The sequence below is a fragment of the Leifsonia xyli subsp. cynodontis DSM 46306 genome, from assembly GCF_000470775.1.
GTDB classification, from domain to species: domain Bacteria; phylum Actinomycetota; class Actinomycetes; order Actinomycetales; family Microbacteriaceae; genus Leifsonia; species Leifsonia cynodontis.
The window spans coordinates 1732388-1747188 of the sequence record NC_022438.1 but is presented as its reverse complement, the minus strand read 5'-3'; the positions used below and the strand labels follow the sequence as shown (position 1 = coordinate 1747188).

20 protein-coding genes, 1 tRNA gene and 4 pseudogenes are annotated in these 14801 nt (G+C 65.6%); 15 read left to right on the top strand and 10 right to left on the bottom strand.

The window, feature by feature from the left end; genetic code table 11:
• Positions 1-41 precede the first annotated feature (41 nt).
• Positions 42-1553 (top strand): GTPase HflX, encoded by a 1512-nt coding sequence (gene hflX / locus O159_RS08375; RefSeq protein WP_021755352.1) that lies wholly within the window; start codon positions 42-44, stop codon positions 1551-1553.
• 162 nt (positions 1554-1715) lie between these two features.
• Here the strand turns inward: hflX and O159_RS14555 are convergent, their stop codons facing one another.
• From O159_RS14555 to O159_RS15245, 3 genes and pseudogenes are all read right to left on the bottom strand, one after another.
• The gene (locus tag O159_RS14555; RefSeq protein ID WP_144267620.1) at positions 1716-2657 is read right to left on the bottom strand and encodes a hypothetical protein; all 942 of its coding nucleotides are present in this window, start codon (positions 2655-2657) and stop codon (positions 1716-1718) included.
• A gap of 187 nt (positions 2658-2844) precedes the next feature.
• A pseudogene (locus O159_RS15250) lies at positions 2845-3411 on the bottom strand (IS30 family transposase); the annotation flags it as partial.
• Positions 3338-3592 carry a hypothetical protein gene (locus tag O159_RS15245; RefSeq protein ID WP_201766212.1) on the bottom strand — a complete coding sequence of 85 codons (255 nt, stop codon included), beginning with the start codon at positions 3590-3592 and terminating at the stop codon, positions 3338-3340. The pseudogene O159_RS15250 and the gene O159_RS15245, both read right to left, overlap by 74 nt.
• A 208-nt stretch (positions 3593-3800) precedes the next feature.
• Here O159_RS15245 and O159_RS08365 point away from each other — a divergent pair, with 208 nt between their 5' ends.
• The 7 genes from O159_RS08365 (at position 3801) to O159_RS16570 (ending at position 9660) form a co-directional block, all read left to right on the top strand.
• Positions 3801-4673, top strand: coding sequence for a ketopantoate reductase family protein (locus tag O159_RS08365; protein ID WP_021755350.1), 873 nt, complete (start codon positions 3801-3803; stop codon positions 4671-4673).
• Positions 4670-5455 carry a fumarylacetoacetate hydrolase family protein gene (locus tag O159_RS08360; RefSeq protein WP_021755349.1) on the top strand — a complete coding sequence of 262 codons (786 nt, stop codon included), beginning with the start codon at positions 4670-4672 and terminating at the stop codon, positions 5453-5455. Before O159_RS08365 ends, O159_RS08360 begins: the two co-directional genes overlap by 4 nt.
• A gap of 28 nt (positions 5456-5483) precedes the next feature.
• Positions 5484-6998, top strand: a complete 1515-nt coding sequence (gene gltX / locus O159_RS08355) for a glutamate--tRNA ligase (RefSeq protein ID WP_021755348.1) — start codon at positions 5484-5486, stop codon at positions 6996-6998.
• A 4-nt stretch (positions 6999-7002) separates the two neighbouring features.
• Positions 7003-7944: an NAD(P)/FAD-dependent oxidoreductase gene (locus O159_RS08350; protein WP_021755347.1), complete on the top strand. Its 942-nt coding sequence runs from the start codon at positions 7003-7005 to the stop codon at positions 7942-7944.
• Positions 7945-8041: 97 nt separating this feature from the next.
• A tRNA-Gln gene (locus tag O159_RS08345) sits at positions 8042-8113 on the top strand.
• A gap of 190 nt (positions 8114-8303) precedes the next feature.
• Complete coding sequence (locus tag O159_RS08340) at positions 8304-8504, top strand: helix-turn-helix domain-containing protein (RefSeq protein WP_021755346.1); 201 nt, start codon at positions 8304-8306, stop codon at positions 8502-8504.
• Entirely contained in the window at positions 8497-9660 is a 1164-nt protein-coding gene (locus tag O159_RS16570; protein ID WP_021755345.1) for a tyrosine-type recombinase/integrase, read from the top strand. Before O159_RS08340 ends, O159_RS16570 begins: the two co-directional genes overlap by 8 nt.
• Here O159_RS16570 and O159_RS08330 read toward each other — a convergent pair.
• From O159_RS08330 to O159_RS14550, 4 genes and pseudogenes are all read right to left on the bottom strand, one after another.
• Positions 9564-10010 (bottom strand): annotated as a pseudogene (locus tag O159_RS08330) (IS30 family transposase); the annotation flags it as partial. The gene O159_RS16570 and the pseudogene O159_RS08330 overlap by 97 nt on opposite strands.
• 49 nt (positions 10011-10059) lie before the next feature.
• Positions 10060-10467, bottom strand: coding sequence for a hypothetical protein (locus O159_RS08325; RefSeq protein ID WP_021755343.1), 408 nt, complete (start codon positions 10465-10467; stop codon positions 10060-10062).
• Positions 10468-10606: 139 nt separating this feature from the next.
• A complete protein-coding gene (locus O159_RS08320) occupies positions 10607-10849 on the bottom strand; it encodes a hypothetical protein (protein WP_021755342.1) in 243 nt (80 codons plus the stop codon).
• A gap of 27 nt (positions 10850-10876) precedes the next feature.
• A complete protein-coding gene (locus O159_RS14550; RefSeq protein ID WP_144267618.1) occupies positions 10877-11362 on the bottom strand; it encodes a hypothetical protein in 486 nt (161 codons plus the stop codon).
• 301 nt (positions 11363-11663) lie between these two features.
• Between O159_RS14550 and O159_RS16290 the strand changes: the two genes are divergently transcribed.
• A complete protein-coding gene (locus O159_RS16290) occupies positions 11664-11789 on the top strand; it encodes a hypothetical protein (protein WP_269078338.1) in 126 nt (41 codons plus the stop codon).
• A gap of 200 nt (positions 11790-11989) precedes the next feature.
• On the opposite strand, the gene O159_RS14070 is transcribed toward O159_RS16290, so the two are convergent.
• Positions 11990-12229: a hypothetical protein gene (locus tag O159_RS14070; protein ID WP_081689851.1), complete on the bottom strand. Its 240-nt coding sequence runs from the start codon at positions 12227-12229 to the stop codon at positions 11990-11992.
• Positions 12132-12413 carry a hypothetical protein gene (locus O159_RS14545; protein WP_201766276.1) on the bottom strand — a complete coding sequence of 94 codons (282 nt, stop codon included), beginning with the start codon at positions 12411-12413 and terminating at the stop codon, positions 12132-12134. Before O159_RS14545 ends, O159_RS14070 begins: the two co-directional genes overlap by 98 nt.
• Before the next feature lie 105 nt (positions 12414-12518).
• On the opposite strand from O159_RS14545, the gene O159_RS08305 reads away from it, so the two are divergent.
• From O159_RS08305 to O159_RS08290, 6 genes and pseudogenes are all read left to right on the top strand, one after another.
• Positions 12519-12974 carry a DUF6782 family putative metallopeptidase gene (locus O159_RS08305; protein WP_021755339.1) on the top strand — a complete coding sequence of 152 codons (456 nt, stop codon included), beginning with the start codon at positions 12519-12521 and terminating at the stop codon, positions 12972-12974.
• Positions 12975-13122: 148 nt separating this feature from the next.
• Positions 13123-13317: an antitoxin VbhA family protein gene (locus O159_RS08300; RefSeq protein WP_043994173.1), complete on the top strand. Its 195-nt coding sequence runs from the start codon at positions 13123-13125 to the stop codon at positions 13315-13317.
• Positions 13304-13663 (top strand): Fic/DOC family protein, encoded by a 360-nt coding sequence (locus O159_RS15800; protein WP_052323492.1) that lies wholly within the window; start codon positions 13304-13306, stop codon positions 13661-13663. Before O159_RS08300 ends, O159_RS15800 begins: the two co-directional genes overlap by 14 nt.
• A 3-nt stretch (positions 13664-13666) precedes the next feature.
• Positions 13667-13744, top strand: a pseudogene (locus O159_RS16565) (Fic family protein); the annotation flags it as partial.
• Complete coding sequence (locus O159_RS15790; RefSeq protein ID WP_236609456.1) at positions 13745-14095, top strand: hypothetical protein; 351 nt, start codon at positions 13745-13747, stop codon at positions 14093-14095.
• Positions 14096-14150: 55 nt separating this feature from the next.
• Positions 14151-14336 carry a hypothetical protein gene (locus O159_RS08290; protein ID WP_021755338.1) on the top strand — a complete coding sequence of 62 codons (186 nt, stop codon included), beginning with the start codon at positions 14151-14153 and terminating at the stop codon, positions 14334-14336.
• A gap of 244 nt (positions 14337-14580) precedes the next feature.
• On the opposite strand, the pseudogene O159_RS16835 reads toward O159_RS08290, so the two are convergent.
• Positions 14581-14784, bottom strand: a pseudogene (locus O159_RS16835) (transposase); the annotation flags it as partial.
• Positions 14785-14801: the final 17 nt, after the last annotated feature.

Genomic DNA, 14801 nt, shown 5'->3' with positions numbered 1-14801 from the left:
GCTCCTGGCAAACTGGAGCTGCTCGGAAGAGAGAAAAGCATATGACGGAACGAACGAACATCGAAGAACAGAGCGCCGACGACGTGGTCGCGCGGGTTCTCGCTACCCAGGAGAACCGGGCGTCGATGACGCTCTTCGGAGCGGGGGCGCAGGCTCTGCAGACCACCGGCGCCGATGGTCACCTCGACGACGGCGAGCAGCTCGACCGGGAGGAGCGCGCGGCTCTGCGCCGTGTGTCCGGCCTCTCCACCGAGCTCGAGGACGTGACGGAGGTCGAGTACCGCCAGCTCCGGCTGGAGAACGTGGTGCTGATCGGCGTGTACTCCCAGGGGTCCCAGCAGGACGCGGAGAACTCGCTGCGCGAGCTCGCCGCGCTCGCCGAGACGGCCGGCGCCGCGGTGCTGGACGGTCTTCTCCAGCGGCGACCGCATCCCGACCCGAGCACCTATCTCGGGAGGGGCAAGGCTGAGGAGCTGGCGGGTGTCGTCTCGGCGCTCGGCGCGGACACCGTGATCGCGGACACCGAACTGGCCCCGAGCCAGCGGCGTGCGCTGGAGGACGTGGTGAAGGTCAAGGTCATCGACCGGACGGCCGTCATCCTGGACATCTTCAGCCAGCACGCGAAGAGCCGCGAGGGCAAGGCGCAGGTCGAGCTCGCCCAGCTCGAGTACCTGCTCCCGCGGCTGCGAGGCTGGGGCGAGTCGATGTCCCGGCAGGCCGGTGGGCAGGTCGGCGGGGCCGGGGCGGGCATGGGCTCGCGCGGTCCGGGCGAGACGAAGATCGAGCTGGACCGGCGTCGCATCCACTCGCGGATGGCCAAGCTGCGCAAGCAGATCGCGGGTTTCAAACCGGCCCGTGAGGCGAAGCGCGCCAACCGCAACCGCAACGCGGTGCCGTCCGTCGCCATCGCCGGTTACACGAACGCCGGCAAATCCAGCCTGCTGAACCGCGTGACGAAGGCCGGCGTGCTGGTCGAGAACGCGCTGTTCGCGACGCTGGACGCGACGGTCCGGCGCTCGGTCACCGCCGACGGCCGGCTGTACACACTCGCCGACACCGTCGGTTTCGTCCGGAACCTGCCTCACCAGCTGGTCGAGGCGTTCCGTTCGACGCTGGAGGAAGTCGCCGACTCGGACGTGATCGTGCATGTGGTGGACGGGTCGCATCCCGACCCCGCCTCGCAGATCGCGACCGTGCGGGATGTGATCGGCGAGGTCGGCGCCCGGGACATCCCCGAGATCGTCGTCTTCAACAAGGCGGACCTCGTCCCGGAGGACGAGCGGCTGGTGCTGCGCGGCCTGGAGCCCGGAGCGATCTTCGCCTCGGCGCGCACAGGTGAGGGCGTGGACGAGGTGCTCGCGGCGATCGCCCGGGTGCTGCCAGACCCGTCGGTCGAGGTGGAGCTGATCGTTCCCTACGACCGCGGCGACCTCATCTCGGCGCTGCACGAGCGGGGGCGGGTGCTCTCGACCGAGTACGCGGAAGAGGGAACGCGCGTGCGGGCGCGGATCATGCCGGAGTACCGGGCGGTGTTCGAGCCGTTCGCCTCCTGAGCGCACTGACAGCGTGGAGAGAGTGTCTGAGAGCGGCTCGCGGAGCGACTGCTGAAGCAAGCGAAGGAACAGGGTCTCGATTTCGTGGGCCCGGACGGGGTGTCGAACGGGCTCACGAAGCGGGTGCTGGTGTCGTCGCCAGCGGGGTGCAGGGGACGTTGGCTAATTCTTCAAACGCGAAAGATCCAGTTTGAGGGAATCGAGATCAAAACCTTCAGGGCTCTTTTCTTTCTTGTCAAGAAACTCTTTTGACAGGTAAGCGAAGGACTCGTCATTATATTTTTGAAGAAAACTCCAGGACATCTTCTGAATGCGTCCCCAGGTTATCACGTAAAGATATCTAGCGTCATAGCCAACGGCGGTAAAGTAGTGTCCGCCGAGGGTCTCCGACGAGGCTCCTTGAACGACTTCCCATGGCTCTTCCTTTTCGAACTGAACCATCGCTGAACGTGGAATCTCGAAGCCGATCCCAATAGCAGAAAAAAGCCAAATAGACTGCATATGCTCCATTTGATTTGAAGGCGATATCGAGGTGTAGGCGGCAATTTTATGCCGCTTCCCCGTACCATCTTCCAAACCCTTTTTTCTTCGCCAAGAGGCAGCATCGGCCATTACGGTTCCTTGATCCGTGCTCGGGTCTTTTGGGTTGTAGCCGGTTATGTCTGAGTACATGCTGATCACCTGTTCATCAGTGACCTCAACCCTTCTTCCGCCTTCACGATTCCATAACAGCGTCTCGTGGGCGGCGCCCGCACAAACACAGTCCGACAATCTGTCGTTTGCGAACATGTTCGAATCGGACAACTCCTGATGGCCTGCTCTCGTCGGAGGAGCCGGGAGAGCAGCCGCATAGTCTCTGAATTTAAAAGAGATTTCCTTCGAAGGCAGCTTGCCCAGTCTGAGAACCATAGAACACACACCCTTAAATTGAGAATTTTTTTCCTTTTCTGCGAAGACTCCTGTCGGTGCCGGAGTGCCGGCACGAGCCGATGAATCTCTCTCGCTGAAGCGTCCCGATCCTGGTGGAGACTTGCGCTCTTCGATCCCGGCCAGGGGTTCGCGGTCGTCAGCATGGGAGTCGGCTGCGCGGATGGGTAGAGGCATCCGCCCCGGTTTGACCGGAAGGCCAGACGGGAAAGATGTCGGGCCTTTCCCCGGTCTGACGGCTCTGTTCGTGCGTCGTGTGGGAGCTGGTGGCAGCCTGCGATCAGCTCCCGAGCGAAGAGCGCGAGACGTTCCGCGGAGACGGCGAACCTGAACCAACTCTCAGGGTGCATAGCGCGGGTGGGTTCTAACAGTGGTCGCAACACTTGAAGAGGGTGTTCGGGGTCTTCCAGCCGAGGATTTTGCGGGGTCGGTTGTTGAGTTCGGCGGCGACGAGGGCGAGCTCTTTCGGGGTGTGTGTTCTGAGGTCGGTGCGTTTGGGGAAGTAGTCCCGCAAGAGCCGATTCGTGTTCTCGTTGCTGCCGCGCTGCCAGGGCGAGTGCGGGTCGCAGGAGTAGATTCTCGTTCCTGTTGCGCGGCTGATCTCTTCATGTCTCGCCATTTCCCAGCCCTGGTCCCAGGTGATTGAGCGGCGTAGTTCGGGCGGGAGCGCCGCGAGAGCAGGGACGAGCTGATCGCGGAGGCTCTCGGATCTGTTGACAGCGTCAACAGGCAACAGGAGAGTGAACCGGGTCGTTCGCTCGACGAGTGTGGCAATCGCCGAACGGTTGCCGAGCCCCATGATGAGGTCGCCTTCCCAGGCTCCGGGGACGCTGCGGTCCGTGGGCGCGAACGGACGGTCATGGATCGTGAGCGCAGCGTTGAATCGGATCCTGCGCCGGGCGATCACGCGGGGTGCTTTGCGTCTGTCGCGTTACCCGCTCGTCCTCCGATAAGAACCGGGCCGAGACTGTCGTCACCACCGGAACCTCATCGATCGGCGGATAGTAACGCACTTTGCCCGTGACCAGGTCGCGATGTTTCCACCCGTTCCGCCAGTTGTTGCCCAGCTTGCGGCGAATCCCGAGCATCCGGCAGATCTCGGAGGTGTTCATTCCCTGCCGCCACAACTCGATATATCATGCACGCTCGGCCGACATCGGTGCCGGCCCGGTCATCTTCTGCGACGTCCTTACAAGTGTCATAACAACTCCCGAAACTAGCCGGTGTTGCGACCACTGTTAGAACCCACCTCCTTTTCCGCCTCCGATCCTGGATGGGCGGCCTCGACCGCGACGAGCGGGAACTAACTACCATCGGGGCATGAGCGAGAACGTGTTCGCTGTCGTCGGCCCCGGCGCCGTCGGCGGGCTGTTCGCCTGGCGGCTGAGCCGGGCCGGTCACGAGGTGGTGGCGGTGGGGAGGCCCGAGATGGTCGCGGCCATCCGCGACGAGGGGATCGCGCTGCGCAGCGCGACCTTCGGCAGCGGCGTCGAACGGGTCGCGGCGGCGACCGAGGTGCCGGAGGGAGCGAGCGTGATCCTCGCGACCAAGGCTTACGGGCTCGCGGACGTGCTGCCCGTGATCGCGGCCGCCCGTCCGGCGGAGGTGGTGTCGTTCCTCAACGGGGTCGAGCACCGGGAGCTGATCCGGGAGGCGCTGCCGGGGGTGCGTGTCACCGCCGCCTCGATCGCGGTGTCGGCGCTGCGAGTGTCGCGGACCGTCATCGACCACCGCAGCCCTTTCGCGACCGTCGAGGTCGCGGAGGAGGCCGGAGGTTTCGCAGCGGTGATGGCGCTCGCCGCCGCCGGCCCGAAAGTGCGTGCCGGCGGCACCGAGGCCGAGGTGCTGTGGCGGAAATTCCGTCTGCTCGCCGCGCTCGCGCTGCTCACCTCCTTCTGGCGCCAGCCCGCCGGTCCAGCCCTGACCGAGGACCAGGAGCTGACGGAGGCGGTGATCGCGGAGATCGTGGCCTGCTCGGCAGCCGAGGGCGTCCCGGCCTCCGCGCACGACCTCGTGGGTGCGCTGCACAGCGTGCCCGGCGGTATGCGGACTTCGCTGCAGGAGGACCTTGCGGCCGCCCGGCCCAGCGAACTCGACGCCATCGGTGGGGCACTGCTCCGAGCCGGGGCGCGGCACGGCTTTCCGACCCCGGCCCTCGCCCGGATCGTCGCGACGCTAGGCTCGAACGCGTGAAGATCGCACGGTTCAGCCACACCCGCACCGACCAGACCACCGCATCCATCGACTACGGCATCGTGGACGAGGACGCGATCGTCGTCCTCGCCGGCGACCCGATGTTCGCGGGTTTCGACACGACCGGCGAACGCGTGCCGCTCGGGAAGGTCGGTTCACTGCTGGCGCCGGTCATCCCGCGCTCCAAAGTGGTCGCGGTGGGCAAGAACTACCGCGAGCACGCGGCCGAGATGGGAGCCGAGGCGCCGAGCGAGCCGCTGCTGTTCCTCAAGCCGAACACGGCTGTGATCGGGTTGGGCGACGCTATCTTCCTTCCGCCGCAGTCCGAGCGCGTCGACTACGAGGGCGAGCTGGCGGTCGTGATCGGCAAGATCGCCCGGAATGTCGCCGAGGAGGACGCCGCCAGCCATATCTTCGGCTACACCGTCGCGAACGACGTGACGGCTCGCGACCTGCAGCAGAGAGACGGCCAGTGGACGCGTGCCAAGGGCTTCGACACCTTCTGTCCGCTCGGGCCGGTCATCGAGACCGAGCTCGATCCGGAGGCGTCCCTGCGTACGCGCGTCAACGGTGAACTGAGGCAGGAGGCTCGCATCTCGGAGATGGTGCATGGCATCCCGTCGATCGTCGCCTACGCTTCGAGCGTGTTCACGCTGCTGCCGGGGGATGTCATCCTCACCGGCACACCGTCCGGGGTCGGGCAGCTGCACGCGGGCGACACCGTCGAGGTCGAGGTGTCCGGCGTCGGCTCGCTCGTGAACCCGGTGCGGGCGGCCAAGTAATCCGCCGCGCCGATAGGATTGGCGAGGTATGTCTGACACTCTGCACCCCTCCTCCACCGCGACCGGAGCGGATGTCCGCGTCCGGTTCTGCCCGTCGCCCACCGGCACGCCCCACGTCGGCCTGATCCGCACCGCCCTGTTCAACTGGGCGTACGCCCGGCACACCGGCGGCAAGTTCCTCTTCCGCATCGAGGACACGGATGCGGCGCGCGACAGCGAGGAGAGCTACGGCCAGATCATCGAGGCGCTGCGCTGGCTGCGACTCGACTGGGATGAGGGGATCGAGGTCGGCGGCCCGCACGCGCCCTACCGGCAGTCGCAGCGCTCCAGCATCTACCGCGAGCTGATCGAGAAACTGACGGCGAGCGGCCACATCTACGAGAGCTTCGCGACGGGCGAGGAGATCGAGGCGCGCAATGTCGCGCTCGGCCGCGACCCGAAGCTCGGCTACGATAACTTCGAGCGCGATCTCACTGCCGCCCAGAAGGCCGCTCACCGCGCTGAGGGGCGCGAGCCGGCGCTGCGCTTGCGCGTGCCGGACGGGGACCTCGGCTTCGAGGACCTCGTGCGCGGGGAGATCACCTTCCCCGCCGGTTCGTTCAGCGACTTCGTCGTTGTGCGGCCGAACGGGCAGCCCCTCTACACCTTCGTGAATCCGGTGGACGACGCGCTCATGGGCGTCACCCATGTGCTCCGCGGAGAGGATCTGCTCTCTTCGACCCCGCGGCAGATCGCGCTCTACCACGCGCTCATCGAGGCGGGCGTGACCACCTTCGTCCCGCGCTTCGGGCATCTGCCGTATGTCACGGGCGAGGGGAACAAGAAGCTCTCCAAACGCGATCCGGAGTCGAACCTCTTCCACCACCGCGACCGCGGGTTCGTCCCGGAGGGGCTCGTCAACTACCTGGCGCTGCTCGGCTGGTCGCTCAGCCATGACCGCGACGTGTTCTCGATCGACGAGATGGTCGCGGCTTTCGATGTCGAGGATGTCAACCCGAACCCGGCACGCTTCGACCAGAAGAAAGCGGAGTCGATCAACGGCGATCACCTCCGCTTGCTGGAGGCCGGCGACTTCGCGGAGCGGACCATCCCATACCTTGTCGCCGCGGGCGTGCTGACCGAGCCGATCGCCGAAACCCAGCGCGCGGTGCTCGCCGAGGCCGCACCGCTCGTCCAGGAGCGCGTGCAACTGCTCGGCGAGACCCCCGGGATGCTCGGCTTCTTGTTCGCCGATGCCGCCTCCGTGACGATTGAGGACGACGCCCGCGCCTCGCTGCCCGCCAACGCGGGCGAAGTGCTCGCCGCCTCAATCGGTGCCCTGGAGCCGGTTCCCGAGGCGGAGTGGACGCACGGGGCCATCGAGGCCGCGCTGCGGGGCGCGCTTGTGGAGGCACTGGGCCTCAAACCGCGTGTCGCCTTCGGCCCGTTGCGTGTCGCCCTCTCCGGGCGTCGTGTCTCGCCGCCCCTCTTCGAGTCCATGGCGATCCTCGGCAAGGACGAGACCCTCGCGCGTCTCGTCCGGCTCTCGGCGGCACTCGGATGACGCTGTGACGACAGCCAGCCCTGAAGTCATCGTCGTGGGCGGCGGTCCAGCTGGCCTGAGCGCCGCGCTGAACCTCGCCCGGGCACGCCGTCGCGTTCTGGTCGTGGACGGCAACCGTCCCCGTCACGCGGCCACCCTGCAGGCGCACGGCTTTCTGACTCGCGACGGTGTCCCGCCCTCCGAGTTGCGCCGGCTCGGCCGCGAGGAGGTCGACAGTTATGCGAACGCCGTCATCGCCTTCGCCCAGGTGGATGCGATCGAGGTGGAGGGCGGTGGCTACCGTGTGCGCGGACGCGGTGTGCGCGGCGCTCCCGATGTCGATGCCCGGGCCGAGGCCGTCGTGCTCGCGACCGGGCTCGTGGAGGCTCTGCCCGGCATCGTGAACCTGCGAGCCTTCTACGGAACCCAACTGCACAGCTGCGTCGAGTGCGACGCGTTCGAGAAGGCGGGTGAGCCGCTGGTGCTGATCGGAGAGACACCCGATCTGGTCGAGCGGGCGCTGCTCCTCAGCCAGTGGACCGACGATCTCCTTGTGCTCACCAATGGTGTCGCCCGGATCGGTGAGGACGAGGAGCGCGCCCTCGCCCGGCTTGGCATCGCCATCGAGCGCCGCCCCATCGCGGAAGTCAGGGGGGAGAGGGGCGTCATGACCGGTCTGCGTCTGATGGATGGATCGTTCATCGACCGCTCCGCCGGATTCGTGCGCCCGGTGTGGACACCGTCGCTGGCCTTCCTCGACGGTCTCGAACTGGACCGCGGCCCCGATGGTTGCCTGCTGACGGACGCCCAGGGGCGTACCTCGCTCCCCGGGATCTACGCGGCGGGCGAGACAACCGCGCCCGGCCCCCAGCAGCTCGTGATCGCGGCCGGATCGGGGGCTGTGGTCGCCGCCGCGGTGAACCGCGACCTCATCGGGATCGCGGTCGATGACGCGCGCATTCTGTAGGCACAACGTGACGCGCGCGGACTGTCCGGCCGTTTTGGGAAGGGCGCGCCGATAGGCTAAAGTTGACTCTTGTGCCCGGGTGAGAGCCCGAAGCCGGTGGGGTATGGTGTAATTGGCAACACGGCTGATTCTGGTTCAGTTGTTCTTGGTTCGAGTCCAGGTACCCCAGCAGTGAATCGCTAGAGTTCTCTAGGAAGTCCGGCTCCCTTCTCGCTCCGCAGAGTGGCCCATTTAGGCCGCTGGTGACCAGTTTGGTGACCAGAAACTCGCGTAGAGCACGTTTCGCGGTCGTTTCTGCCGGTGAGGTACGCACTCGCCCCGGCAGGTTCGCGCTGGTTCGGGTTACGCACCTATCCGGCATGGAAGCTCTTGCGCATGTCGAGGTCACTCCCGCGTTTCTGACCCAGGCTGAGGTTGCCGTGCTCTTGGGTGTCCCGGAGCGCACCCTGGAAGGGTGGCGGCTGACGAAGTCCGGGCCGCCCTGGTTGAAGTTCGGGCGGCACGTCAAGTACGACCGTGTGGACGTGCTTGCTTGGGCGCGGGAGCAGCGTCGTGGCTAGGCCGAAGATCGCCGCGGGCGAGATTGGACAGGTTCAGGCGACACCGCTCGCGAACGGGAAGTGGCGTGCGCGCGCACGGATGCGAAACGACGCGGGGGAGTTGGTACAGCTCCGCGCTGAAGGCGCGACCGAGGCAGCCGCCCGTGAGGAGCTGCTGGCGCGTGCGAAGGCGCTGACGACGCACACGAAGGCTATCGTCACCGGCGCCTCGACCATCGCGGAGGTGGCGGAAGCGTGGCTGCCCACGATCCGGGTGCGGGCCCAGAACGGAACTCTGTCTTGGTCGACGTACGAGAACTACGAAACCACCGTCCGCCTCACCCTCGTCCCCGTCTGTGGTGGGGTCCGCCTGTACGCCCTCACGGTCGGCCGCTGTGACCGGATCATCCAGAATCTCCTCACCGACCGGGGCGTCTCTGCGGCGCGGAAGGCGCGGTCGGTGCTGTCGCTGATTTGCGGGTTCGCCGTGCGGGACGACGCGATGCTGACCAATCCCGTGCGGGACGTGACCCGGTTGCCGACGCCGGAGAAGAAGACCGCCATGCTCACTCCGGAGCAGGTCCCCGCGATCCGCGAACTTATGACCCGCTGGCGAGAGGATTCGGGGATGGGGCCGCGCCCGAACTGGCGCGCGCTTGTGGACGGCATGGACATCATGCTCGGCACCTCCGCCCGGGTGGGGGAGTGCATCGGCCTGCGCCGCTGCGACGTGGAGATGACGACCGCGCCGCCGACGATTCTGATCGATGGCACGGTCATCCAGAACAAGGAGCAGGGCATCCGGCGTAAGGACGCCCCCAAACGCACCCGCCAACGCCGCCGTGTCGCTCTCCCCGCTCTCGCTGCCGAGGCGGTGCGGCGACGTCTCGCGCTCGCGGAGAAGGGGCCGGAAGCGCTGCTGTTCCCAACGAAGACGGGCAAGCCCATGAGCGTGTCCAACTGGGTAGTCGAACGCACCATGGCCTGGATCCTCGCCTTCCGGAAACTCGCCACTCGCTACGACCGCACCGCCTCAACGATCACGGCGCTCGTCGCTCTAGCATGCGAAATTGACCAGATTCAATCGATCGTCGCACCACCGGCTGTTTCGAGTAACCGTAGCTGCTTTTCGAAGGCCTCTGCGGGCGTCTTCCAGCCGAGCACTTTCCGCGGGTGATTGTTGATGGCGGTGGCAACGGCTTGAAGGTCGTCGCTGCTCCATCGAGTCAGGTCGGTGCCCTTGGGGAAGTACTGACGCAGCAGGCCGTTGGTGTTCTCGTTTGTGCCCCGCTGCCACGGTGCGTGCGGGTCGGCGAAGAACACGGGAATCCCGGTCTCGATCTTGAACGCGACGTGGGCCGAGAGTTCCTTCCCGCGATCCCAGGTCAGCGACCGGGCCAGTTGCGTCGGGAGGGTCGACATCGTGTTCGCCAGCGCGTTCTTCATCGTGATGGCGCCGTAGCCGGCCAACGCGGGACCGTTCTTCGTGGAGTGCTTATGTTGGTAGCCCTCCTCACGAGGAAGGTTGCCGAAAACGACCGTTAACGGGGTGCAGCCGAGAGCGGTCCGATACCCCTCAGTCCGCGCTACTGATGGGAAGGGTGTCCCGCTCGCCGACAACGCCGACGGTATCAAGGCGGGTATCCATCGCAAGAGCACGGTAGATTGGCTGCGCGGCCGCGATGATGAGAGAGTCGGGGTAGAGGCGACTGCCCCAGGCGAACGAGTGCTGCTCATCCCAGCAAAACTCCGGCATCCTCTCCCCGGCCAAGAGTTCGCTCATCTCGAAAGGCGCGATGACATAGTCACCGTCGCGATATCCATTCTCGGGCTCTCGGAAATCAGCGTACCCCATCCATCGCGCCGCAAGCAGACGGAGCGGCCCGACTCGGTCGATGAGCGCGGCCGCCGTGGCCGGATCGAGACTGCCGTCTCCGGCGCTCCATCCAGACGGCAGAATCATAGTCGGGTCAGCCGTCTCCATCCATGACGCCGATGCCTTTAGCTCCTGCCCCTCCCGAAGGGCAGCACTCCATCCGCGAGGACGTTGTCGCGGTCGCTCGTAGCCGCTATGCAGGCCTTCGTTGAGGGGGCTTTGCTGCGGGAGCTGGACCGCCTGCTTCCTACTTCACGGATCCTTCCGGATTTGAGTTGAGACGATGGCGACGTGGGAAGAAGATGGCGAGCCAGACCGCGATTCCCACGAGGGGGGCGAGAACAAGCAGGACCGTCCAGCTTGCTTTGTCAGCGGCGCGGACTGTTTTGTTCATCCAGGTAACCACGATCGCCCAGATTGCTCCGACTAGTTGAGCGAGGACGACCAGCAGAACGATCAGGTGTAACGGCGAAGCTGTGTTGGTGAGCATAGTGTTTTCCTTGTCTCAGATAACGGGCTACTGCCAGATCGATCCGGTGCTGTTCACATACATCGTGTGCGACTCGCTCCAGGAGATCGGGCTTCCTTTGATGCCGACCTGGATAAGCCACGACATGGTCAGGTTTCGCTTGCTGGTGCTGCCGGTGTCAGAGCATCCCGTATTCGTGACGTAGTAGCCGACAGCCCAGGACACGTTGCACTGGTGGTTTCCCGGTGTCCCACGGTAGCTCTGGGTGACCCAGGCGTGACTGCCGTCATAGTAAAAATAGCCGGCCTGAGTTTCTTGATCGGTGATGTTGTTGAAGGCTTGACTGTAACTTCTTCCCCTGACCGTTCCAGCGGCCGCAGCGACGGCCAGCGACTGATAAGCGGACGCGCTCAGAGACTGCTTCGCCGCAGCAAGACCGAAGGCTGTAATAGCCTTCGCGGCCGACGAGGTCAAAGTCACCGTCGTATTGCAAACGCTGATCGGCTGGGTCGTCTTGCCGATGGCGCGCGCCACGGTGATCGCGTTAACGCACGCCGTGTCCTGATACGTGGACGTACTAGCCTGTGCGGCGTTAACGTCAGGCGTTGAGGCGTTGGCGGCGACACCGGCACTAAAATACCATCCCCACGACCATCGTCACCCCCGCGACAACTTTCGATACACACGAGACCTTCATTGCATACTCCGATCAGAAGACTTCAGTACGAGTAGGCACCTGATCGCCCAACCCGATTGCTGCGTTCATGATCGTCTCAATTCCTATGGGGGTCAGGCGGCCGCGAGAAAGCTTGGGTCGGGTCTGCTGCACGGATAGGTGACAGTGGGTAGTCACGCCGCGAGGGCGACGGTCTTGGTCATGCCGGCCGAGCTCGTCGTCCCGCTGACGGCAGGCCTGATGCCGCTGCCGGTCGCGGAGGCCCGCCAGGAACGAGTGGTGTGAAACGGGTGATCACCGACATCGTCCCAACCGGAGAGTGGGTTCCCATGGCGGAAGCAAAACCCAAATGGCTTGCACACCCCTGAGGGGTGTGCAAGCCATTTGCTGGGACGCGAGCTGGAGTGCGATCCTCAATCAGGGTCTTGTCATAGCGATCAGCGAAGAAGAACGATGACGCTAACAGGTCTGGCAAATAGGTGGAGTCAGCTCGCAGATCCTGGGATAACCGATACCGTGTTGTCATCCTGGTTAGCGACGTACACGGTTTCTCCGTTCGGGGCGACTGCTACCCCGGCGGGGGACTTGCCGACCTGGAGGGTGTCGGTGACCTTCTGTGATGCCACGTCAATCACGGACACCGTGTTGTCCAACGCCTTTCTTGGAGATGGTGCCGCAGGCCGGGTGGTCGTCGACCTGGTAGTCGGCGGGATTGCGCGATGCATAGAGGACAACTCCCGCGTCCACCAGCAGCACCTCCCCCTCGCGCACGGTCAGTGGCCCACTCAGGAAAGCCGCCGCATCCGGCGTTGGGCTCAGACGCACGGCGACGACGTCGGGGGCGCTCGGTTCCGTCACGTCTCGACGGTCGCCCGCGGCGACCGCAGAGGTCGTCGGGGTCGCTGCCAAGACTGGGCTCGCAGGGGGAGATGCGGTGGGCGCCATGGATCCCATCAGGATGAGTCCGGCGAGAAGCGCGTTGAGGGACGCAGGCAGTCGTGTGCTCACGCATGCATGGTGACAGGCACCGACGACAACGGCGTGACCAACCCACTGACCGCCCACCTGCACGCGGCCGGATGGACCGTCACCACCGAACACCTGCACGGTCCGAACGGATATGCCGACCCCGAACGCCGCGCAGTCGTCCTGGACGACCGGCTCGCCCCGGAGCAGGCCGCGAAGACCCTCATCCACGAAGCCGCCCACATCCAGCTCGGACACACTGACGAGCTCACCGAATACGCGCAGCACCGTGGCCGGATGGAGACCGAAGCCGAGTCCGTTGCCTATGTGGTCGCCGGGATGCTCGGCTTCGACACCAGCAGCTACAGCGTCGGCTACATCGCCGGCTGGGCCGACGGCAACCCCGACCTGGTGCGCGAGACCGCCGCGCGTGTGCTCGCCGCCGCACACACCATCGCCGAAGCCATTGCGCCGGCTGACATTGGCGGTGCAGAGGCCGCCTGACAAGAGGTCAGGCCGGCTACAGATCAGGTTGGTCTGTAGCCGGCGGCCGCCTCGGTTTCGATGGTCGCTGAGGGCCTGTTTGGTAGAATGGAGAGGAGAAATCGCGATGGATTCGTCGTTGCAGTTCGGAGTGGAGAGGAGCGTTCGGATGGCATTCTCACGACTGACTGTGTCGGAGGAAGTCGAGCGGCGTCGCCGCGTTGACGAGGCGATTCACTCCGGCGAGATGGAGGGTGTCAGCGTCGACGTCGACACTCGTGCCGACACGGAGGACTACATCGCGGGTCGGATCGACTCGGACGAGCTCGTCGAGCGCGCACGGGCTCGGTATGGACTCCGCTGATTTCGTAGACCCCTACCTTGACCCGCAGACCGGCATCCTCCGAAACCTCGTCGGCGCGACCACACGAGAAGCCCTGAACGCCGCCGAGGGTGCATTGACCGTTGTCCGGGCGATGCAGCTGATGGACAAGCCACCGGCTGCGACGAATGACCTGGCGGAGCTCCGCGAGATCCATCGCCGTTTGTTCGGCGATGTGTATGCGTGGGCCGGCCAACTGCGCACGGTGGATATTCGCAAGCCGGAGGGTGAACCGTTCCTGCCGGTGTCGATGATCGAGCGTGCCGCCGACTTCGCCGTGGGCGAGTTGCGCGCGGATGGTTTGCTCCGCCAGTTGGAGCGTCCGTAGTTTATCCAGCGGCTGGCGTATCACTACGACAGCTTCAACTACATCCACCCGTTCCGTGAGGGCAACGGTCGCACGCAGCGGGTGTTCTGGAACCGTGTCGCCCGCGACGCTGGCTGGCAGTTGGACTGGCGGACCGTCCAGGGACGAACGAACGACGCGGCCTGCCGTGCCGCGGCCGAGGAACGCGACTTCGGCCCGCTATGGGTAATGTTCGAGAGCATCGCAAAACCCATCCCCGTGGGGCGCACCACGCAGCCTGGATGGTCGGCGCAGGAGCTGGGCCGGCTGTCGATGGGTGCATCGACGGATGAGCGTCGCGAGCGGTCCCGTCACGACGTGGCGGCGCGAATCGATCGCAGGATCGAGGGCGACGCGGCCGCCGGCGGTGGAGCGGAGGAGCGGCGTCCGCCGCGGACCGGACCGGCACGATGACGGGCCAGCAAATCACCTTGATCGAACAGCTCGTTCACCGTGAGGGGACGTGTGCATGTTCGCCGTCGTGATCCCGCTCCTTGTCGCGATCGTGATCGCCGTCGTCGGCCTCGTGCTTCGCCTGGGGCTCGGCGCATTCGGAGCAGTGTGGACCGCATGCGCACTCCTCCGAGTGCTGTTCTGGTGCTTGGTCTCGATCGTCCGTGGGATCCGCGCGCTCTACTTCCGCGTCCGCGCCTGACAGCACGCCCCCTTAGAGGGCGACGAGCGCAGCTGTGTGACCGCTACGCAGCCGCATACGCGTCTTCGGACTGTGTCGCCTCACCCTCGTCGGCGACGGTTGCCGCGCCGGCAGTCGGCGTGATCTTGCGGGCGGCGACAAGGCCCCGCTCCGAGGTCGTGAGCTCGAACACTCGGACGAGATCAGCGCGGCTCATGTCGCCGGCGTCGATCAGTTCGGCGGCCGCCAGGTGGACGACGTCGTTCGCGCGACGGGCGTCCTCGAGCGCGGTGGCGAACGCCTTCAGCCGCTTTCGCTTGGCGCGGAGTTCGGCCTCGTCCTGGCGGATCCAATTCGAGAGCGTGACGGGATGGATGCCGAGTTCAACGGCCGTCTGCTTAGCCTGCTTACCGGCACGCACGAGCGCGACAGCGCGAGCACGAAACTCCGGCGGGTAGGGACGTGGCATGAGGATGAGCCTTCCGG